Source organism: Paraburkholderia sp. BL9I2N2, assembly GCF_004339745.1.
Classification (GTDB): domain Bacteria; phylum Pseudomonadota; class Gammaproteobacteria; order Burkholderiales; family Burkholderiaceae; genus Paraburkholderia.
Window position 1 is genome coordinate 914,328 of the sequence record NZ_SMGP01000001.1, and the last position, 19,252, is coordinate 933,579.

The window sequence follows — 19,252 nt, forward strand, 5'->3', positions numbered from 1 at the left end:
ATTGACCTTCGAATATGGCCCCCTATGCTGGAGCCTTGCCCGGGTCATCCCAAGCGCTGGGGCAAGCACCTTCAACCATCTTCGGAGAATCCATGAAAACAACGCTGGCGCGAGCGCTGCATCATTCACTGCGCATCAAAACCGTCCGAACCGTCCGCACGCTCATTTCAGCGACGCTTGGCGCGAGCCTGGCATTCAGCGCCGCGGGGGCGTCGGCCGCCGCCACGCAGCCGATCGGCATTGCCTTCGTCTATCTCGGCAATCCCGGCGACGCCGGCTGGACCTACGCGCACGAACAGGGCGTGAAAGCGCTCGAGGCGAAGTTCGGCGACAAGGTCAAGGTGACGCGCGTCGAGAACGTGCCGGAGTCGGCGGATTCGGAGCGCGTGTTCCGCGATCTGGCGTCCAAGGGCAACAAGATCGTGGTGGGTTCGAGCTTCGGCTTCCAGGATTTCGAACTGAAGGTCGCGAAGGACTTCCCGGACGCCGTGTTCGAACATGCCACCGGCTACAAGAAGGCCGCCAACTTCGCCACCTATGACGTGCGCACCTATCAGAGCGCTTATCTGGCAGGTCTCGTCGCGGGCTATACGACCAAGTCGAATACACTCGGTTTTGTCGGCTCCGTGCCGGTGCCCGAAGTCGTGCGCAACATCAACGCGTTCACGATGGGCGCACGCTCGGTCAATCCGAATGCGCGCGTGAAGGTGGTGTGGATCAACAGCTGGTTCGATCCGGGCCGCGAAAAGCAGGCTGCCGAAACGCTGATCGGCCAGGGCGCCGACGTGCTGATCCAGAACACCGATTCGACGGCGACCATGCAGACCGCCGAGCAGAAGAAGGTGCATGCGTTCGGCTGGGACTCGGATATGAAGAAGTTCGGGCCGAACGCGCAACTCGGCGCATGCGTGAGCAACTGGGGCGTGTACTACACGCATCTGGTGGATCAGGTGATGGCGGGCACATGGAACAACTCGCCGGTGTGGTGGGGGCTGAAAGAGAAAGCGATCGATCTCGCCGACATCAACACCGACGCCGTATCGCCGGCCGCGCAAAAGGCCTTGAGCCAGAAGCGCGACGACATTATCTCCGGCAAGTTCAATCCGTTTGCCGGTCCGATCATGGATCAATCCGGCGCGGTGAAGGTCGCCGCGGGCAAGTCGCTGAGCGATCCGGAACTGCTGCGTTTGAACTGGTTCGTGCAAGGCGTGGATGGCTCGCTGCCCAAGTAGAAATTTACTTCGCTAATCTAACTATTATTCAAGGAGATCGCCCGTGAGTCTGACCGTTTCGACGGAGGCCGCCACCGCGGCCGCGAACTATCCGCCGCAGGGTTTGACGCCCACGCACGAACAGATCGTGCGGCATCTGCGGCATTCGAGCCGGGTGGCGGAGCGGGCGACGCTGCTAGGACATCATCCGTTCGGCGCGGTGCTGGTCGGGCCGGACCAGGAGACCGTGCTGATGGAACAGGGCAACGTCGACACGGTGAATCACGCGGAGTCGGTGCTGGCGCGCGTGGCGGCGTTGAACTTCACGCCCGAGTATTTGTGGAGTTGCACGCTGTACACGTCGGTCGAACCTTGCTGCATGTGCGCCGGGACGATGTATTGGGCCAACATCGGCCGGGTCGTGTTCGGCATGACCGAGAAGCGCTTGCTGGAAGCAACCGGCGATCACGCCGAGAATCCGACCATGAGCGTGGACTGCCGGTATGTGTTCGATCATTGCCAGAAACCGGTCGAGGTGCTCGGGCCGGTGCCCGAGGTGGAAGCCGAGGTGATGGAAGTTCAGCGCAGATTCTGGAGCGGCCGGTAGCAGTGCTTTCGCCGCCTTCGCGGGAGAACGACCACCTTGCACGCATGCTGGCGTGGCGGCGCTCCGCCAGCATGCGAATCACCTTTCTCATTGCGCGGCGTCCGCCTGCATCTCCGCCGGTGCGAGCGTCGCGACGCCGCAGAACCAGTCGCCGCCACGCGCTTGATGTTTCCACTGACCGCTGGTCTCCCTGAGCACGGTGGAACACTGCTCGTTCATCGCGATCCCCGGATTCGCTGCTGTGCACTGACGCATCGCCACCTCGGTGGGCTGCGCGGGCGCCATGAGCGGGCTGCGCCGCGTGTCCGGTTCAACCGGCGTAGCGGACGGCAGCGGCGTTCCGGCTTGCATGCTGTCGATCAGTTTCCGCAGTTCTTCGATACGCGTCGCGTACCACGTCCCCAGACACGCCGCATCGCGGCAGTTCGCTTCACGCCATGCCCACTTGCTGTCGCTGTCGGTGAGAAAGGCCCGCCGGTTGGTGACCCGCCGACGCACTTTCCAGTACAGTTGCCCCAGCGTGTCGTCGAGCTTCGAGAGCGCGGGGTCGTTGCAGATCATCTTCTCCGTTAGCGAGCGCCCCCTGTTGCAGTCGAAGCTGGTGGCGTGGGCGAATGGATGCGCGAGCATCAGCGCGGCGATCAGAAGTGGGCGGATTCTTGTCATGGCGGTCCCGGCAGTGCATGGCTTTTTCATGCAATGGATGATCAGCCGAGTCGCTGGAATACGGACGACCGAAAAACGCGTGAGTTCACGTGGGTGGTTACCAAATCTTGCCTCACGGGGGCGGCAGGAATCGACGCGAGACGTTGACCAAACGCTTTCAGGCATGTGCCGTGCAACTCGCCTGTGAGCCGACGCACCGCGCATGGCTATGCGGCGTGCATTGCAGGGACCGGAAGCAGGACTCACAACAAGCAGGACAGGCCGCCAACACCTGGCAACACCAACGCGGCCCTTGAAACGGGAGAAAGAATGAAACGACACCTCGTTCGTTGTCTGTATGCGGCGGCCGGCGTGCTTGCCTTGCCCGCTGTAGCTAGTGCGCAGTCGCAGGCTTATACCAACACTACCGTCAACGTTCGCGCGGGTCCGGCGCCGGATTATCCGGTCGTGGCGCAACTGCCGCGCGGTGTGCCATTGAGCGTCATGGGCTGCATCAGCAACTATCAATGGTGCGATGTCGCCGCGCCGAACTTGCGCGGCTGGGCCTATGCAGGGTCGCTCAGTTATCCCTACCAGGGCGCCAACGTACCGGTGATGAACTACGGCACGGTGATCGGGCTGCCGATCGTGACGTTCTCGATCGGTACGTACTGGGGCGACTATTATCGCGGCCGACCCTGGTACGGCCAGCAATCGCGCTGGGCGCATCATCCGCCGCCGCCCCCGCCGCGGCCCGGCGCGGGACGGCCACCGGGGCACGGCGGAGGAAGGCCACCCGGCGGACCGCCACCGGGGCACGACGGAGGAAGACCGCCGGGCGGACCGCCACCGGGGCACGACGGAGGAAGACCGCCGGGCGGACCGCCACCGGGGCATGGCGGAGGAAGGCCATCGGGCGGTCAGCCGCCGGGGCATGGCGGAGGAAAGCCATCGGATGGCCGGCCGCCGGGGAATGTTGGCGGGCGGCCACCGGGGGGTCAACCGCAGGGCAATGCCGGTGGCCGGCCTCAAAGCGGTCATTCTCAAGGTGGCGGAGACAGGCCGCCGGGCGGCGGCAACGGCGGTAACGGTGGCGGAGGACACGGCGGAGGCGGTGGCGGAGGACACGGCGGAGGCGGCGGCGGCGGAGGCGGCGGCCGTCCACCGGATCAGCATAGCTGATCGCGCTCATGCGCAAGTCGCCGAGGCGTGTTCCAGCGCGATTCGGGTTCCGCCTGCGCGACAGGCGGCAGAGGAGCCCGAAACCCGGCCCGCGCGGCGCCCGCCCACGGCGTCATCACCCGCTCCAGCATGGCCATTGGGCCGTTTGACCCAGCGATCAACCGGCCCAATTACCCAACCCGTCTGCGACACGCGACGAATTAAATTCGCCGGCCTCGCGTAAACCCCCGTGTGCCGCGTACACTAACTTGCCGATGTCGGGTTAGGGGGCGCACATATGACTTGCGAAGCGACATCAGAAAACACGCTGGGAGCAGCGCCTGAAGGCCGCTATGGATCGAATCTCGCCGAAGGGGTGCTGGCGTCGGAGCGCACGGTGTTGCGGTTGATCACCCGCAACACGCCGCTGCCGGAATTGCTTGACGAAGTATGCCGCCGCGCGGAAGCGCTGCTGGGGGAAGGCGCGTCCTGTTCAATCCTGCTGCTCGACCCCGACGGCGTGCACACCAGAGTGGGCGGCGCGCCGTCGCTGCCGGCGCACTTCAGCGCGGCGATCGACGGCGCCGCGATCGGCCCACGGGTCGGCTCGTGCGGCACCGCGATGTACGAGCGGCGTCTCGTCGTCGTCGAGGATATCGAAACCGATCCGCTGTGGGCCGACTTCCGGCACCTCGCGTTACCGCTCGGCCTGCGGGCCTGCTGGTCGGTGCCCTTTGAAAACGATTCCGGCGTGGTGCTCGGCGCCTTCGCGGTGTACTACCGCGTGCCGCGCCGTCCGAGCGCCGAGGAAGAGGCGATGCTGCGCGACATCGGTCACAGCGTCGGTCTCGCCGTGCATCAGGACACCATGGTTCAGCGCCTCGCGCACAGCGAGGAGCATCACCGGCTGGTGGTCGATCACCTGATCGAAGGGATTGTGGTGCAGTCGCGCGGGGGCATCGTGCTCGCCTGCAATCCGAGCGCGCAGCGCATTTTGCGCGCGACCCCGCAGATCGTCGGCCGCAGTATTCATACGGTGATGGTGCGCGCGTATCACGAGGACGGCTCGCTCGTCGCCGATACGGCTCGCCCGACCACCCAGGTGCTGGCAACCGGCAAACCCGTGCTCGGCGTCACGATCGGCGTGGAGCTGATCGGCGGCGACATCGTCTGGATCACCGAGAACGTCGTGCCGATCATCAAGCCGGGCGAGAGCGAACCCAGTTCGGTGCTGATTTCGTTCACCGACATCGGACCTGTGCGCGAGGCGCAGCGCCAACTCAAGTTCCTCGCCACCCGTGATTCGCTCACCGGCCTCTACAACCGCGCCTATCTCACCGAGCGGATGCGCGATCTGTTCACGCCGGACATGTCGTCCGGCATGGGCGAGCTGGCGAGCGTCGCCGTGCTGTTCGTCGATCTGGACGGCTTCAAGAAAGTCAACGACACCGCCGGTCACGAGGCCGGCGACTCGCTCCTGTGCAGCGTGGCGGAGCGCCTGTCGGCGTGCATCTCGGCCGAGGACACGCTCGCGCGCGTGGGCGGCGACGAGTTCGTGATCGTGGTCAGCGCGTATGAAAACACCGGGCATCTGATCGGCCTCGCGCGCCGCATCCTCGACATGATCGCGGTGCCGTTCGCGGTGGCGGACAACGAGTACTACCTGGGCGCGTCGATCGGCATCAGCCGCTTTCCCGAAGACGGCCAGGACGTCGCCACGCTCATGCGCAACGCCGATTCGGCGATGTATCACGCCAAGCAGCGCGGCCGCAACAACTTCCAGTTCTTCACCGCCGAGCTGAATCAGCATCTGCAGCGCCGCTTCACGATCGAGCAATCGCTGCGGCGCGCGCTCGCCGCCAGCGAACTGAGCCTCGTGTACCAGCCGATCGTCGATAGCCACGACGGCCGCACGATCGGCGCGGAGGCGCTCCTGCGCCGGTACAACAGCGAGCTGGGCAACGTGTCGCCGGGGGAATTCATCCCCGTGGCCGAAGATGCCGGGCTGATCGTCGAGATCGGCGACTTCGTGCTGGCGCGGGCCTGCGAGCAGGTGGCGCAATGGCGCCGCACGCTGGCGCCGGAGCTGATCGTCGCGGTGAACCTGTCGCCGCGGCAGTTCAACGACGGCCTGGTGGAGCGGATCGAACGCTGTCTCGCGCAGTCCGGGCTCGAACCGACGGCGCTGGAGCTGGAGATCACCGAGCGGCTGCTGATGAGCGACAGCGAAACCGTTCTGCCGATGCTGAGCGCGCTGAACGCCATGGGCGTGCGCATTTCCGTCGACGATTTCGGCACCGGCTATTCATCGTTGTCGTATCTGAAGCGCTTCCCGCTGCATAACCTGAAAATCGACCGCTCGTTTGTCGCGGGGCTGCCGGATCATCGCGATTCGATCGCGATTACCCAGGCGGTGGTGGCGATGGCGCACTCCCTCGGCATGAACGTCACCGCCGAAGGGGTGGAAACCGCCGAACAGGCGGCGTTCCTGCGCGCGATCGATTGCGACAAGCAGCAGGGCTATCTTTACAGCCGCCCGGTCGGGGCAAGCGCGTATGCCCGCGCTTTGTGGGACGCGCAGCTCAACGTGGCCGACGCCTCCTGAACCCGGCGGCGACCCGCATGCAAGCCCGGACGCCTTGCCGGGCCTGCGAATGCGGGCTTTCGCCGGGTGCGGCCGCGGGCAGCCGGATTCGATTGTTCGGTTTGACAAACAAGTGACTTCGCGTTCCCGGTATTTATCCGCGAGGTCGGTCTCCCTAAAATGCTCCCATCGAAAGGTAAATTGAGTGCGATGCCGAAGCGGCATCGTGCGATGGGAGTTGTCATGCCAGCTTTAATCAGAGACCAGCTTTACCGGCCGTCGGTGGTCTTACCGATGGTCGCCCTCATGCAGGTGATGGTGTCGCAGGATTTCAATCTCGGCCAGGTCGGCTGGGTAATGGCGTCCCGCGGCGCGCAGGCCGCGCTGCAACGTTCGCGCGAATTGATCTGTGCCGTGCATTGCCACGCCTGAGCAAAACAGACGGAAAACAGCAGTCATCCGCAACAATCCGCGGCAGTAGTGAGCGGCACAACATGGTGATTCCAAGGGCGAAGGGTAAGATGCTACGACCAGCACCCCAGCCTCGGGAGAGTTGCCATGCCACAGCACTTCGACGCAGTTGTGATCGGTACGGGACAAGGCGGCTCACCGCTCGCCGTGCGTCTCGGTCAAAGCGGCCGTAAAACCGCGGTCATTGAACGGGCTGCCTTTGGCGGCACCTGTGTCAACGTCGGCTGCACGCCGACCAAATCCTATGTGGCGAGTGCCCGCGCGGCGCATGTCGCGCGTCATTGCGCGGAACTCGGCGTGCAGGTGGGCGGCGCGATCAGCGTCGACCTGGCCGCGGTCAAGGCGCGCAAGGACGAGATCATCGGGCAGTCGCGCGACGGCGTCGAGAAATGGCTGCGCGGCACGAAGAACGTGAGCGTGTTCAAAGGCCACGCGCGCTTCACCGGACCGCATGCGCTCGCTATCAGCGGACCGGACGGCAACCTGCTCGACGAGATCAGCGCCGACGAAATCTTCATCAATACAGGCACGCGCGCCGTCGTGCCGCCGCTCGACGGGCTCGAGCGGATTCGCTACTACACCAACTCCAACCTGCTCGACCTGACCGAATTGCCGAGTCATCTGGTGATCGTCGGCGCGAGTTATATCGCGCTCGAATTCGCGCAGATCTTTCGCCGCTTCGGCAGCCAGGTGACCGTGCTGGTACGCGGCGAGCGTCTGCTCACCCGCGAGGACGCCGATTTCGCCGATTCCGTGCACAAGGTGCTGGCCCGCGAGGGCGTGGAGTTCCGCTTCGGCGTACAGCCTTCGCGGGTCGAGCCGCATCCGCATCGCGAGAACGAAGTGTGCATCGGCTTCGAGCAGAACATTCCCGCGCTCGAAGCGTCGCATCTGCTGTTCGCGACCGGCCGCGAACCGAATACCGACGACCTCGGCCTCGCGGCCGCCGGCATCACGACGGACAAACACGGCACGATTCCGGTCGACGGCCAGTTGCGCACCAACGTGCCGGGCGTCTGGGCGATCGGCGACGTCAACGGGCGGGGCGCCTTCACCCACACCTCCTACGACGACTATCAGATCGTCGCGGCCAATCTGCTCGACGGCGGCTCGCGCAGCGTCGATACGCGGATCATGACGTATGCGGTATTCGTCGATCCGCCGCTCGCGCGTGTCGGCGCCTCGGAGGCCGAGGTGCGCAAGGCGGGCCGCGACGCGCTGATCGCCACCATGCCGATGACGCGAGTGGGCCGCGCGCGCGAACGGGGCGAGACCGACGGCTTCATGAAGGTGATGGTCGACAAGGAGAGCAAGCAGATTCTCGGGGCGGCGATTCACGGCATCGAAGGCGATGAGGCGCTGCACACGTTCATCGACATCATGACGGCGGGCGCGCCGTATCCGACGCTGGAGTATGCGATGCATATTCACCCGACCATCAGCGAACTGGTGCCGACCTTGCTCGATGGACTCAAGCCCATGAAGTGAGCAGCGCACACAAGCGGAGCACATACGGTGAAGCGCGCAGTCAGAAGCGGCAATCTGTTCGACGACCGGGCACCAGCGGGCGCGGACGAGCAGGTCGACACGTTCGTGGAGCAGGGCGGCGTGAGCATCGAGCGGATCGTCTCGATGGGGCATGCCAGTCCGCCGGGCTTCTGGTACGACAGTCCGCGCGCGGAATGGGTCGTGCTGCTGAGCGGCGCGGCGGCGCTCGAATTCGAAGGCGAGGCCGAGCCGCATCGGATGAAGGCCGGCGATCATGTGCTGATCGACGCGCATTGCCGGCATCGGGTGGCATGGACGAGCGATCAGGAGCCCAGCGTGTGGCTCGCCGTCTACTACCCGGACGGCGCTTCAGCCTGAGCGCGGCACGCCACCGATCGATCAGGCGCATCGACAAAGCGTTGGGCCATCGCGGATAATCGGCAACGGCGCGGGTCGTCTGCGGAATGCGGGCGAACGGTGCGCACAACCGCATTCATCATCAGGAATCCAACCGATGGGCAAGGGACGTGTCGAAGCCTTCAGCGATGGCGTGATCGCCATCATCATCACGATCATGGTGCTCGAGTTGAAGGTGCCGGAAGGCTTCGATCTCGCCGCGTTGCGTCCGGTGCTCCCCGTGTTCTGCGCGTACGTGCTGAGCTTCATCTACGTCGGCATCTACTGGAACAATCATCATCACATGTTCCATGCCGTGCAGAAGGTCAACGGCGCGGTGCTGTGGGCCAATCTGCATCTGCTGTTCTGGCTGTCGCTGCTGCCGGCCGTCACGCATTGGGCCGGCGAAAACCATCTGGCCTCCTGGCCGACCGCGATGTACGGCGTGGTGCTGTTCATGTCGTCGATCGCGTATTTCATTCTGACGGGCGTGCTGATCCGCGAACACGGCGGGGACTCGACCCTCGCCAAAGCGGTCGGCAACGACTTCAAGGGCAAGGTCTCGGTCGTGATTTATCTGGCGGGCATTGCGCTGGCGTTTGTCGCGCCGTGGGTTTCGGCCGCGCTCTATACGCTGGCTGCCGCGTGGTGGCTGGTGCCGGACCGGCGCATCGAACACCTGCTGGAATCGTAAGCTTGCTGCTCGCGCTCAAAGTCGTACTGGTGCCCGCGTTTCTCGCTGCGCTGACCGTGGCGGGGCGCGTGTGGGGGCCGTCAGTGGCGGGGTGGCTCGCGGGGCTGCCGGTAGTCGCCGGGCCGATCGTGTTGCTGCTCGCGCTGGAGCGCGGTCCGTCGTTCGCGGCGCAGGCGTCGGTGGCCTCGATCGCGGCGATTGCCGCGTCGGAAGCCTTCAATTTTGCGTATGCGTGGAGCTGCCGCCGTGTCGCGTGGCAGCTCGCGCTGGTCGTCGGCATGGTGGGCTGGGTCGGCGTGGCCATTCTGCTCACGCAGCTTCCGGCCGGACTTGCATGGGCGGTGGCGGCGGCCTGTGTCGCCGTGGCGGTGTCGCAAAGCGGCTTGCCGCGCGTGACTGGTCACGTGCCGGCGGCCCGCCTCGGACTCGGCGACCTCGCCGTGCGCATGCTCGCCGGCGCATTGCTGGCGGTCGCGGTGACCACGCTGTCCGCGTCGCTGGGCGCGACCTGGAGCGGACTGCTGTCGGTGTTTCCCTTGCTCGGCATCGTGCTCGCGGTGTCGGCGCAGCGCGCGCACGGCGCGGACTTCGTCGCTTTGCTGATGCGCGGCATGGTGATCGGCCGCGCCTCGTTCGCAGCGTTCTTCGCCGTGACCGCGACGATGCTGCCGCGGTATGGCGTGTGGCTGAGCTTCGCATGCGCGGCGCTGGTCTCGATCGTCGTGCAGGGCGCGACGCGGCGGATGCTCCACGCGGAGCGGCCGGTGCAGCGCGTGCCGCATGAGCTCGCGGAGCAGCAGTCGGCGGATTGAGCGCACGGGTTCAACGCAGTTCGAAGCACGCGGAACACTTGCTCATGCGAACCGGCAGCGCACGCCGTCCGCTCATTTGCCCGATACTTCCAACATGACTTTGCGCACCCCACAATCCACACGCACCCGAATCGGCCTGATCTCCGACACGCACAATCTCGTGCGTCCCGAGGCCTTGCAGTACCTCGCCGGTTGCGACGCGATCATTCACGCGGGCGATATCTGCAACGAGGCGGTGCTCGAAGCGCTCAGGCGGATTGCACCGCTCACGGCGGTGCGCGGCAACAACGACACCGGCGACTGGGCCGCGTCGCTGCCGACGCACACCACGCTGACCGTGCAGCAAGTGACGATTCTCGTCGTGCACGACATCGCCGACGTGGGCGCCGATCCGCGCAGCCAGGGCATCAACGTGGTGGTGACGGGCCATTCGCACAAGCCATTGATCAGCGAGCGCGACGGCGTGCTGTTCGTCAATCCTGGCAGCGCCGGGCCGCGGCGCTTCAAGCTGCCGATTTCGGCGGGCATCTTGATGGTCGAAGGCGCTCACGCCAGCGCGAGCTTCGATTCGCTGGTGCCATAAAAAACGGGCCGGCAATTTTGCCGGCCCGTTCTCTAACAACTCGCACTAACAGTCGAACAACTCGCCCTTAGGCGCGCGCCGTAGCCGTTGCCGCATAGCCTTCGTCCATCTCCTCGGCTTCACGCTCGCCGCGCAGCACGGCATGCGCTTCCGCGCGCGTGGCCACGCACGGGCCCGAGCCGAGCAGCGGCTTGCGGGCGGTTTCGCGCAGCGCCATCACCGAGACGATGCCGATCAGCGACGCGCCCATCAGGTAGTACGCGGGCATCATCAGATTGCCGGTACGGTCGACCAGCCATGCCGTCACGAGCGGCGTCGTACCGCCGAACAGCGATACCGAGATATTGAAGCCGATCGCGAGCGCGCCATAGCGGATCCGGGTCGGGAACAGCGCAGGCAGCGCCGACGGCATCACGCCGGTAAAGCACGACAGCAGCACGCCGAGAATCATCAGGCCGCCGAACACCGGCAGCACTGTGCCCATGCGGATCAGCAGCAGGGCGGGAATCGACAGTGCGAACAGACCCACGCAACCGAACAGCATCACGGGCTTGCGGCCGATCGTGTCGGACAGACGGCCGGCCGCGAGCGTCATCGGCATCATCAGCACCATTACGAGCAGCACGAGGAACAGGCCGTGCGTTTCGTTGAAGTGCAGCGTGGCCGACAGATAGCTCGGCAGATACGAGAGCGCCATGTAGTCGGTGACGTTGAAGATCAGCACGAGGCCGACGCACAGCAAGAGCGGCTTCCATTGCTGCATGAGCAACCCGCGGAACGACTGCTTCGGCACGGCCTTGTCTTCAGCTTCGCGTTGCTCGGCCTGCTTCTTGAACGCGGGTGTTTCTTCGAGCTTCATCCGGATATACAGACCCACCAGACCCAGCGGGCCGGCGATCAGGAACGGCACACGCCAGCCCCACGAAAGCAGCGCATCGTTCGAGAGCGTCGCGGTCAGCACGGCCACCGTACCCGCGCCGAGCACATAGCCGATCAGCGTGCCGAATTCGAGGAAGCTGCCCATGAAGCCGCGGCGCTTGTCGGTCGAGAATTCGGCGATGAAGGTCGCCGCGCCGCCGTACTCGCCGCCAGTCGAGAAACCTTGTACCAGACGCGCAACCAGCAGCAGCACCGGCGCGAAAATGCCGATCGTCGTGTAGCTCGGGATCAGACCGATCGCGAAGGTGCCAAGCGCCATCATGATCATGGTCATGGCGAGCACGCGCTGTCGGCCGATACGGTCGCCGAGCGGCCCGAACACCATGCCGCCGACCGGCCGCACGAGGAACGCCGCGGCAAACGTGCCGAACGTGGCGATCAACTGCGCAGCCGGACTGGCCGACGGGAAGAACACTTTGCCGAGCGTGACAGCGATGTAGCTGTACACGCCGAAATCGAACCATTCCATCGCGTTGCCGAGCGCCATTGCGCCGACGGCACGCTTGAGGAGAGATTTGTCGACGACGGTGATGTCGTCGAGAGAGAGGCGTTGTTCTTCTTTGTGGTGTCGCCAGAAGCCGTTGCTGGAAGCGGTCAAGGTGAAAACTCCAATGACTGCGACGAAACTCATGATGCGCATGAACGTTCCGCCACGGTTGCTGGGGAGTGCAGTTTCGCGAGCCATGCGAAAAGCGTCTCCGTCGCCGCTGAGGGCGATGGAGCTGGGCGCGATGGAAAGCAGAACGCCCGTGCCTCGCGAGACAGGTCGCGAAAAAACACTCGTCTAGATTGTGCTGACTGTTGCACCTGCGTGGCCGTGGAAGGGGGGCAGGTGCATGAGGACGCTGGGGTGGCTGAAAGCTGGCCCATGCGCCGCTGGAAGGCTTGAAACGAAAAAGGCCGGTGCTTTTATTCGCCGCTCATGTGGCCCACGAGGGGGCGCATGACACGGGGAAGCGACCGACGAGCCTTCTTGTATAAAAACTGTTCAGTTCGGGATGGCACACGCACTGCGCGCCAGATTGAAGAGAACGTGAATGAAGGTGAAATGCTGTTGGAACGAGGCACATGATAGCACGATAACAGAGGATCGTGCAAACCCGGTGTTCGGCGGGGGCCTTGGCGGGGGCGCTCAATCCCTTGCAGGGCGGGGGATTGAGCGGGTCCGGGCGGTGTGGAAAAGGGGCTTAAAACGGCGCGAAAATGTACCGTTTGGAGAATTCTTTCGACGCTGCCGGGGCCGCGAATCTGGCAGCGTCGCCCGGTCAATCTGGTGGCGCGTAGACGCGAAAAAAATCCGCGCACGCGGCGCGGATTTCGGTGATGCAGCCTGAAGCGCGAAAGCGTTCAGTTAAGCCGACGGCGGCACATAACCCTGCGCGGTGTCCGCGCCTTCGCCGAAGAAGAACTTTTCGGTCTGCTTCATCAGGTATTGGCGTGCGCGCGGATCAGCCATGTTCAGGCGGTTTTCGTTGATCAGCATGGTCTGCTGCTTCAACCAGGCCTGCCAGGCTTCCTTCGAGATGCTTTCGTAGATCCGCTTGCCGAGTTCGCCCGGCAGCGGCGGGAAATCGAGGCCTTCGGCTTCCTTGCCGAGCTTCGCGCATTGAACCATACGAGTCATGCTGTGCTTCTCCTAAAATCGGTGTGGGGGCGGGCAGTCGCTATATATATAGGGCCGCTCAGAGCTGTTTCATCAGCACGAGCGACTTGCGCTGCCAGTTATAGAGTCGGCGGCGGTCTTCCGGCAGGTCGTCGACCGTGACTTTGACGAATCCGCGTTTGAGGAACCAGTGTTCGGTACGCGTGGTGAGCACGAAAATGCGCGTCAGGCCGCGCGCCCGCGCGCGCTGCTCGATGCGCTTCAACAGTCGCTCGCCGTCGCCGGTGCCTTGCGCTTCGGGCGCGACCGTCAGGCACGCCATTTCGCCGATGCGCTCCTGCGTGTACGGATACAGCGCCGCGCAACCGAACAGCACGCCATCGTGCTCGATCACCGAGAAGTGGTCGATGTCGCGTTCGATCTGGTGACGGCCGCGCCGCACCAGCGTGCCGTCCGATTCGAGCGGCTCGATCAGCGCGAGAATGCCGCCGACGTCGTCCGGCGTGGCTTCGCGCAGGCTTTCGAGGTTCTCGTACGAGATCATCGTGCCCACGCCGTCGTGCAGGAACAGTTCGAGCAGCAGGCTGCCGTCGAGCGCGTAGGGGATGATGTGCGCCCGCGCCACGCCGCCGCGGCAGGCGCGGATCGAGTGCTTCAGATAGAAGCCCGCGTCGCCGGTGACCTCGCCGCTTTCGTGCAGCTTGTAGGCGTCGTCGAGCGACAGTTCGCGCACCAGTTCGGGGCCGTTTTCGCCGGCTTCCATCAGGCCCGGCGTTTCGGTCAGGAACACGATCTTGTCGGCGCGCAGCGCGATCGCGGCGGCGGACGCCACGTCCTCCATGGCCAGATTGAAGGCCTCGCCGGTGGGCGAGAAGCCGAGCGGCGAGAGCAGCACCAGCTTGCGGCTCGCGAGCGAGTGGCGGATCGAATCGGCGTCGATCTTGCGCACCACGCCGGTGTGAGCGAAATCGACCCCGTCGAGAATGCCGACCGGCCGCGCCGTCACGAAGTTGCCCGACACCACGCTGATGTGCGCGTGCGCCATCGGCGTATTCGGCAAACCCTGGCTGATGGCGGCCTCGATATCCAGACGCACTTCGCCGGCCGCTTCTTTCGCGGACTCGAGCGCGCGCGCATCCGTAATTCGCATGCCGTGCGAAAACTCGGACTCCACGCCGTGCAGGCTCATCTGCTCCTCGACCTGCGGACGCGAGCCGTGCACCAGCACGATCTGGATGCCCATGGCCTGCAAGAGTGCGATGTCGGACACGAGCGCGTTCAGGAGCCCCTGATGCACCACCTCGCCGCCGAACCCGACGACGAACGTCTTGTTACGAAATGCATGGATGTAAGGGGCGACTGAGCGCATCCAGTCGACGAATTGCGCGTGCTGGGCGAGATCTTCCGTTGCTCCGGCGGGGGCCGGAGCGCTCGCGGGCGCGGGGACGAGGTCGGTTTGGGAATTCATGCCGGGGATTATAATGCGCCCCCATGTCGAATGTACCCAAAAGTCCCGCTGCGGCGAACGAGAATCCGGCGCCGGCCGCCGATCAGGTGAAGGCCGGCGACGCGAAGCGCCGCGATGCGCAGGACGCCGAACGCAACGCGCCGCACACGGCGCGCGAGCCGCGGCGCGCCGCGGAAAATGCGCAGGCGTCGGCGCAGAGAAATAATCCGGGCCGTGAAGCCCGCGGTCAGGAAAGTGGCGACGTGGCGAAACACGCCGGAAGTGGCGAGTCGCAGCCGCCTCACGGCAAGGAAGGTCGAGGCCCGGGCCACAACCCGGGGCGTCCGCAGAAACAGAATGCGCCGCACGGCCAGCAGACGCAGCGAAGTGGCGAGCGGCGTGCTCAGCCCGCGAATGTGCCGGGCGCGAATCAGCAGAAAGGCGGCGGTCGTGGCGATCAGCCGCGGCACGCATCGGCGCAAGGCGCGGAGCCGCGCCGCGAGTCCGGCGGCGCGCCCGCGCAAAAATCGCCAGCGGCGAGCGAAGCCGAGCGCAGCGCCGGCCGCCGCGAGCAGCAGCCGCCGCGCGAACCACGGCCGCCGCGCGCTCCACGTGTGGTCGAGCCCAATCCGATTCCGCCGATCACCTATCCTGAAGCGCTGCCCGTGTCGGGCCGTCGCGAGGAAATCGCCAAAGCCATCGCCCAGAATCAGGTGGTGATCGTCTGCGGCGAGACGGGCTCCGGCAAAACCACCCAGCTGCCGAAAATCTGCCTCGAACTCGGGCGCGGGCTCGGCGCGGGCGGCTCCGGTCTGATCGGCCACACGCAGCCGCGCCGGATCGCGGCGTCGGCGACGGGCCGCCGCATCGCCGAGGAACTCGGCACGCCGTTCGGCGAGGTGGTCGGCTACAAGGTGCGCTTCACCGACAATCTGTCGCCGGGCGCCTCCGTCAAGCTGATGACAGACGGTATCCTGCTCGCCGAAACGCAGACAGATCCTCTGCTGAAAGCGTACGACACGCTGATCATCGACGAGGCGCACGAGCGCAGCCTGAACATCGACTTCCTGCTCGGCTACCTGAAGGAAATCCTCGTCAAGCGCCCCGATCTGAAGCTGATCGTGACCTCGGCGACGATCGACGCGGACCGTTTCGCGCGCCACTTCGGCAGCGAAGAAAAGCCCGCGCCGGTGATCGAGGTGAGCGGGCGGCTTTATCCGGTCGAGGTGCGCTACCGGCCGGTCGCGGAAGACAGCCCCGCCGTGAAGGCCGCGGAAGGCAATGTGTCGTCCGCTCCGCGTGGCGACCGGCCGAAAAGCCAGCGCGAAACCGATCGCGATCTGATGGACGCGATCGTCGACGCCGTCGACGAACTCTGCCGCGAAGGCCCCGGCGACGTGCTCGTGTTCCTGCCCGGCGAGCGCGAAATCCGCGACGCCGCCGAGGCGCTGCGCAAGCACCATCCGCCGCACACGGAAATCCTGCCGCTGTTCGCGCGTCTTTCCGCGGCCGAACAGGAGCGCGTGTTCCGCACCTCGAACGCGCGCCGGATCGTGCTGGCCACCAACGTCGCCGAAACCTCGCTGACGGTGCCGGGCATTCGCTACGTGGTCGATACCGGCCTCGCGCGCGTAAAGCGCTACTCGTATCGCAACAAGGTCGAGCAGTTGCAGGTCGAATCGATTTCGCAGGCCGCCGCGAATCAGCGAGCCGGGCGTTGCGGCCGCGTCGCCGATGGCATCTGCATTCGCCTGTACGAGGAAAGCGACTACCAGGGCCGCGTGCGTTTTACCGATCCGGAAATTCTGCGCTCGTCGCTGGCGTCGGTGATTCTGCGCATGAAGTCGCTGCATCTGACGGCGATCGAGACCTTCCCGTTCATCGAGCCGCCGCCGGGCCGCGCGATCGCCGACGGCTATCAGCTGCTCAACGAACTGGGCGCCGTCGACGACGACAACCAGCTCACGCCGCTCGGCCGCGAACTCGCACGCCTGCCGCTCGACCCGCGCGTCGGACGGATGATCCTGGCCGCGCGCGACCAGCAGGCGCTCAAGGAAGTGCTGATCATCGCGAGCGCCTTGTCCGTGCAGGATCCGCGCGACCGGCCGATCGAAGCGCAGGAGCAGGCCGATCAGGCGCATCGCCGTTTCGCCGACGAGCGCTCCGAATTCCTGCAGTGGTTGAAAATCTGGAACTGGTTCGAAGAAGCGATCGCGCACAAGAAGTCGAACAAGCAGTTGCACGAGGAGTGCCGCAAGAACTTCCTGTCGCAACTGCGCCTGCGCGAATGGCGCGACGTGCACTCGCAACTGCTGACGGTGGTGCGCGAGCACGGCTGGCGGTTGAACGAAGCGGAAGCGACTTTCGAGCAGATCCATCTTGCGCTGCTGACGGGCTTGCTCGGCAATATCGGTCTCAAGGCCGACGACGAGCCGTATTACCTCGGCGCGCGCGGCATCAAGTTCTATTTGTGGCCGGGCTCGGCGCTGGTGAAGAAAGCCGGCAAGTGGGCGATGGCCGCCGAACTAGTCGAGACGAGCCGCCTGTACGCGCGTTGCATCGCGAAGATCGAGCCGGAGTGGATCGAGAAGATCGGCGCGCATCTGTTGAAGAAGTCGCTTTCCGAGCCGCATTGGGAAAAGCGCGCGGCGCAGGTCTCGGCGTTCGAACGCGCGGTGCTGTACGGGCTGCCGATCTATCACCGGCGGCGCGTGAGCTTCGGCAAACAGGATCCGGCGCGCGCCCGCGAGCTGTTCATTCGCGGCGCGCTGGTGGAAGGCGAGTTCGATACGAAGCTCGCGTTCTTCGCTCACAACCGCAAGCTGCTCGCCGATATCGAGCAGCTCGAACACAAGTCGCGCCGCCAGGACGTGCTGGTCGACGACGAGCTGATTTTTGCCTACTACGATCAGGCGCTGCCGAAGGGCATTTACACCGGCGCGTCGTTCGAACGCTGGTATCGCGACGAGGTGAAAAAGAGCGGCCAGCCGGAAGACAAGCTGCGCCTGCTGTATCTGTCGCGTGATGATTTGATGCGGCACGAAGCCGCCGGCGTGACCACCGATCTGTTCCCGAAGCGGATGACGATGGCGGGCGTCGAAATGGCGCTTACCTATCACTTCGAGCCGGGTTCGCCGCGCGACGGCGTGACGCTCGCGGTGCCGCTGTATGCGCTGAATCAGGTCGACGCGCGGCGCTGCGAATGGCTCGTGCCCGGCATGCTGAAAGAGAAGACGCAACTGCTCTTGAAGTCCTTGCCGCAGAAGCTGCGCCGTCATTGCGTGCCGCTGCCCGAGTACGCGGCGGGTTTCGTCGACCGGCATAGCGGTCCGCGTTTCGGGGCGGGCGGTTTGCTCGAGTCGCTGATCGCCGATATTCGCGAGCAGACCCAGGTCGCGATGAAGCAGTCGGACTTCAAGCTCGAGACCTTGCCGCCGCATCTGTTCATGAACTTCAAGGTCGTCGACGAGCATGGGCGTCAGCTAGCGATGGGCCGCAATCTGTCGCAACTGCGCGCCGAACTCGGCGGCCAGGCGCAGCAGCATTTCCAGAAGATCGCGTCGAGTGCGGCGGGCGCAGCGTTGGCGGACGCGGGCGGCGGCGGTGTCGCGACGCCGTCGCAAGCGTCCGGTGCGGCAGGTGGAGCCGCGCAGCGAGGCAAGGGCGCTGCCGCGTCAGGCCCGCAGACCGCGCCGCAAGCCGGCACTCAAGGCACGGCGCTGTATGAAAAGCTGACGACGTGGAACTTCGGCAAGCTCCCCGAGTTGCTCGAAATCCGCCGGGGCGGGCAGACGCTGTTTGGTTATCCGGCGCTGGTGGATCGCGGTACGCACTGCGACGTCGAAGTGTTCGATTCACCGGACGAAGCCGCGCGGATTCATCGCGCGGGATTGCGCCGGCTGTTCGCGTTGCAGCTGAAGGAGCCGATCAAGTATCTGGAAAAGAATCTGCCGGGCTTGCGCGAAATGGCGATGCAGTTCATGCCGCGCGGCACGCAGGAAGAGTTGCGCGATCAATTGATCGACACCGCGCTCGACCGCGCCTGTCTGCAAGACCCGTTGCCCGACGACGACGCCAGTTTCCACACGCGCCGCGACGAAGGCCGTAGCCGCCTGACGTTACTGGCTCAGGAAATTGCCCGGCTGGTCGGGCAGATTCTGAGCGAATACGCGACGGTCGCGAAGAAGCTGGTGCAGGCGAAGTCGTTCACGGCGGCGCACGCCGATCTGCAGAACCAGCTCGACGGACTGATCGGCAAGCGCTTCGTGGTCGACACGCCATACGCGCAACTGGCGCATTTCCCGCGCTATCTGAAAGGGATCGCGCTGCGCATCGACAAGCTGAAGGCGGACCCCGCGCGCGACGCGCGGCAGTTCGCCGAATTCCAGCCGCTGCTGCAGAACTATCAGCGCGCGGTGGCGCAACGCGGCGGCGTGCTCGATCCGCGCTTGTCGGAGTTCCGCTGGCTGCTGGAGGAGTTGCGGATCTCGCTGTTTGCGCAGGAGTTGCGTACACCGATGCCCGTTTCGGTGAAGCGGCTTTACAAGGTGTGGGAGTCGATGCAGCGCTGATCGACGTGGGGGGCGAGGGCGCGCTGTGCGCTGCCGCCTC

At 65.2% G+C, this 19,252-nt stretch carries 15 protein-coding genes; 11 read left to right on the forward strand and 4 right to left on the reverse strand.

Going from position 1 to position 19,252, the window contains the following annotated elements:
• Positions 1–92 precede the first annotated feature (92 nt).
• The gene (locus B0G74_RS04270; protein ID WP_132373793.1) at positions 93–1,232 is read left to right on the forward strand and encodes a BMP family ABC transporter substrate-binding protein; all 1,140 of its coding nucleotides are present in this window, start codon (positions 93–95) and stop codon (positions 1,230–1,232) included.
• 43 nt (positions 1,233–1,275) lie between these two features.
• The gene (locus B0G74_RS04275; RefSeq protein ID WP_207915615.1) at positions 1,276–1,818 is read left to right on the forward strand and encodes a nucleoside deaminase; all 543 of its coding nucleotides are present in this window, start codon (positions 1,276–1,278) and stop codon (positions 1,816–1,818) included.
• Between the two features lie 87 nt (positions 1,819–1,905).
• Here B0G74_RS04275 and B0G74_RS04280 read toward each other — a convergent pair whose 3' ends face one another.
• Positions 1,906–2,484 carry a hypothetical protein gene (locus B0G74_RS04280; protein ID WP_132373794.1) on the reverse strand — a complete coding sequence of 193 codons (579 nt, stop codon included), beginning with the start codon at positions 2,482–2,484 and terminating at the stop codon, positions 1,906–1,908.
• A gap of 309 nt (positions 2,485–2,793) precedes the next feature.
• Between B0G74_RS04280 and B0G74_RS04285 the strand changes: the two genes are divergently transcribed.
• The 8 genes from B0G74_RS04285 (at position 2,794) to B0G74_RS04320 (ending at position 10,652) form a co-directional block, all read left to right on the forward strand.
• Positions 2,794–3,645 (forward strand): SH3 domain-containing protein, encoded by an 852-nt coding sequence (locus tag B0G74_RS04285; protein ID WP_132373795.1) that lies wholly within the window; start codon positions 2,794–2,796, stop codon positions 3,643–3,645.
• A 277-nt stretch (positions 3,646–3,922) separates the two neighbouring features.
• The gene (locus B0G74_RS04290) at positions 3,923–6,229 is read left to right on the forward strand and encodes an EAL domain-containing protein (protein WP_132373796.1); all 2,307 of its coding nucleotides are present in this window, start codon (positions 3,923–3,925) and stop codon (positions 6,227–6,229) included.
• Between the two features lie 222 nt (positions 6,230–6,451).
• Positions 6,452–6,640, forward strand: a complete 189-nt coding sequence (locus tag B0G74_RS04295) for a hypothetical protein (RefSeq protein ID WP_012433618.1) — start codon at positions 6,452–6,454, stop codon at positions 6,638–6,640.
• A 126-nt stretch (positions 6,641–6,766) separates the two neighbouring features.
• Entirely contained in the window at positions 6,767–8,167 is a 1,401-nt protein-coding gene (locus B0G74_RS04300; protein ID WP_132373797.1) for an FAD-containing oxidoreductase, read from the forward strand.
• Positions 8,168–8,194: 27 nt separating this feature from the next.
• Complete coding sequence (locus tag B0G74_RS04305) at positions 8,195–8,545, forward strand: cupin domain-containing protein (protein WP_132373798.1); 351 nt, start codon at positions 8,195–8,197, stop codon at positions 8,543–8,545.
• 136 nt (positions 8,546–8,681) lie between these two features.
• Positions 8,682–9,257 carry a TMEM175 family protein gene (locus B0G74_RS04310; RefSeq protein WP_132373799.1) on the forward strand — a complete coding sequence of 192 codons (576 nt, stop codon included), beginning with the start codon at positions 8,682–8,684 and terminating at the stop codon, positions 9,255–9,257.
• Between the two features lie 5 nt (positions 9,258–9,262).
• Complete coding sequence (locus B0G74_RS04315; RefSeq protein ID WP_132376836.1) at positions 9,263–10,069, forward strand: hypothetical protein; 807 nt, start codon at positions 9,263–9,265, stop codon at positions 10,067–10,069.
• A 94-nt stretch (positions 10,070–10,163) separates the two neighbouring features.
• On the forward strand, positions 10,164–10,652 hold the full coding sequence (locus B0G74_RS04320; protein ID WP_132373800.1) for a metallophosphoesterase family protein: 489 nt from the start codon (positions 10,164–10,166) through the stop codon (positions 10,650–10,652).
• 67 nt (positions 10,653–10,719) lie between these two features.
• On the opposite strand, the gene proP is transcribed toward B0G74_RS04320, so the two are convergent.
• The 3 genes from proP to argA form a co-directional block, all read right to left on the reverse strand.
• The gene (gene proP, locus B0G74_RS04325; protein ID WP_243658246.1) at positions 10,720–12,222 is read right to left on the reverse strand and encodes a glycine betaine/L-proline transporter ProP; all 1,503 of its coding nucleotides are present in this window, start codon (positions 12,220–12,222) and stop codon (positions 10,720–10,722) included.
• Between the two features lie 720 nt (positions 12,223–12,942).
• Positions 12,943–13,215, reverse strand: a complete 273-nt coding sequence (locus B0G74_RS04330; protein WP_007181244.1) for an oxidative damage protection protein — start codon at positions 13,213–13,215, stop codon at positions 12,943–12,945.
• 58 nt (positions 13,216–13,273) lie between these two features.
• Positions 13,274–14,662, reverse strand: a complete 1,389-nt coding sequence (argA, locus tag B0G74_RS04335) for an amino-acid N-acetyltransferase (protein ID WP_132373802.1) — start codon at positions 14,660–14,662, stop codon at positions 13,274–13,276.
• 23 nt (positions 14,663–14,685) lie between these two features.
• On the opposite strand from argA, the gene hrpA reads away from it, so the two are divergent.
• A complete protein-coding gene (gene hrpA / locus B0G74_RS04340) occupies positions 14,686–19,212 on the forward strand; it encodes an ATP-dependent RNA helicase HrpA (protein ID WP_132373803.1) in 4,527 nt (1,508 codons plus the stop codon).
• Positions 19,213–19,252: the final 40 nt, after the last annotated feature.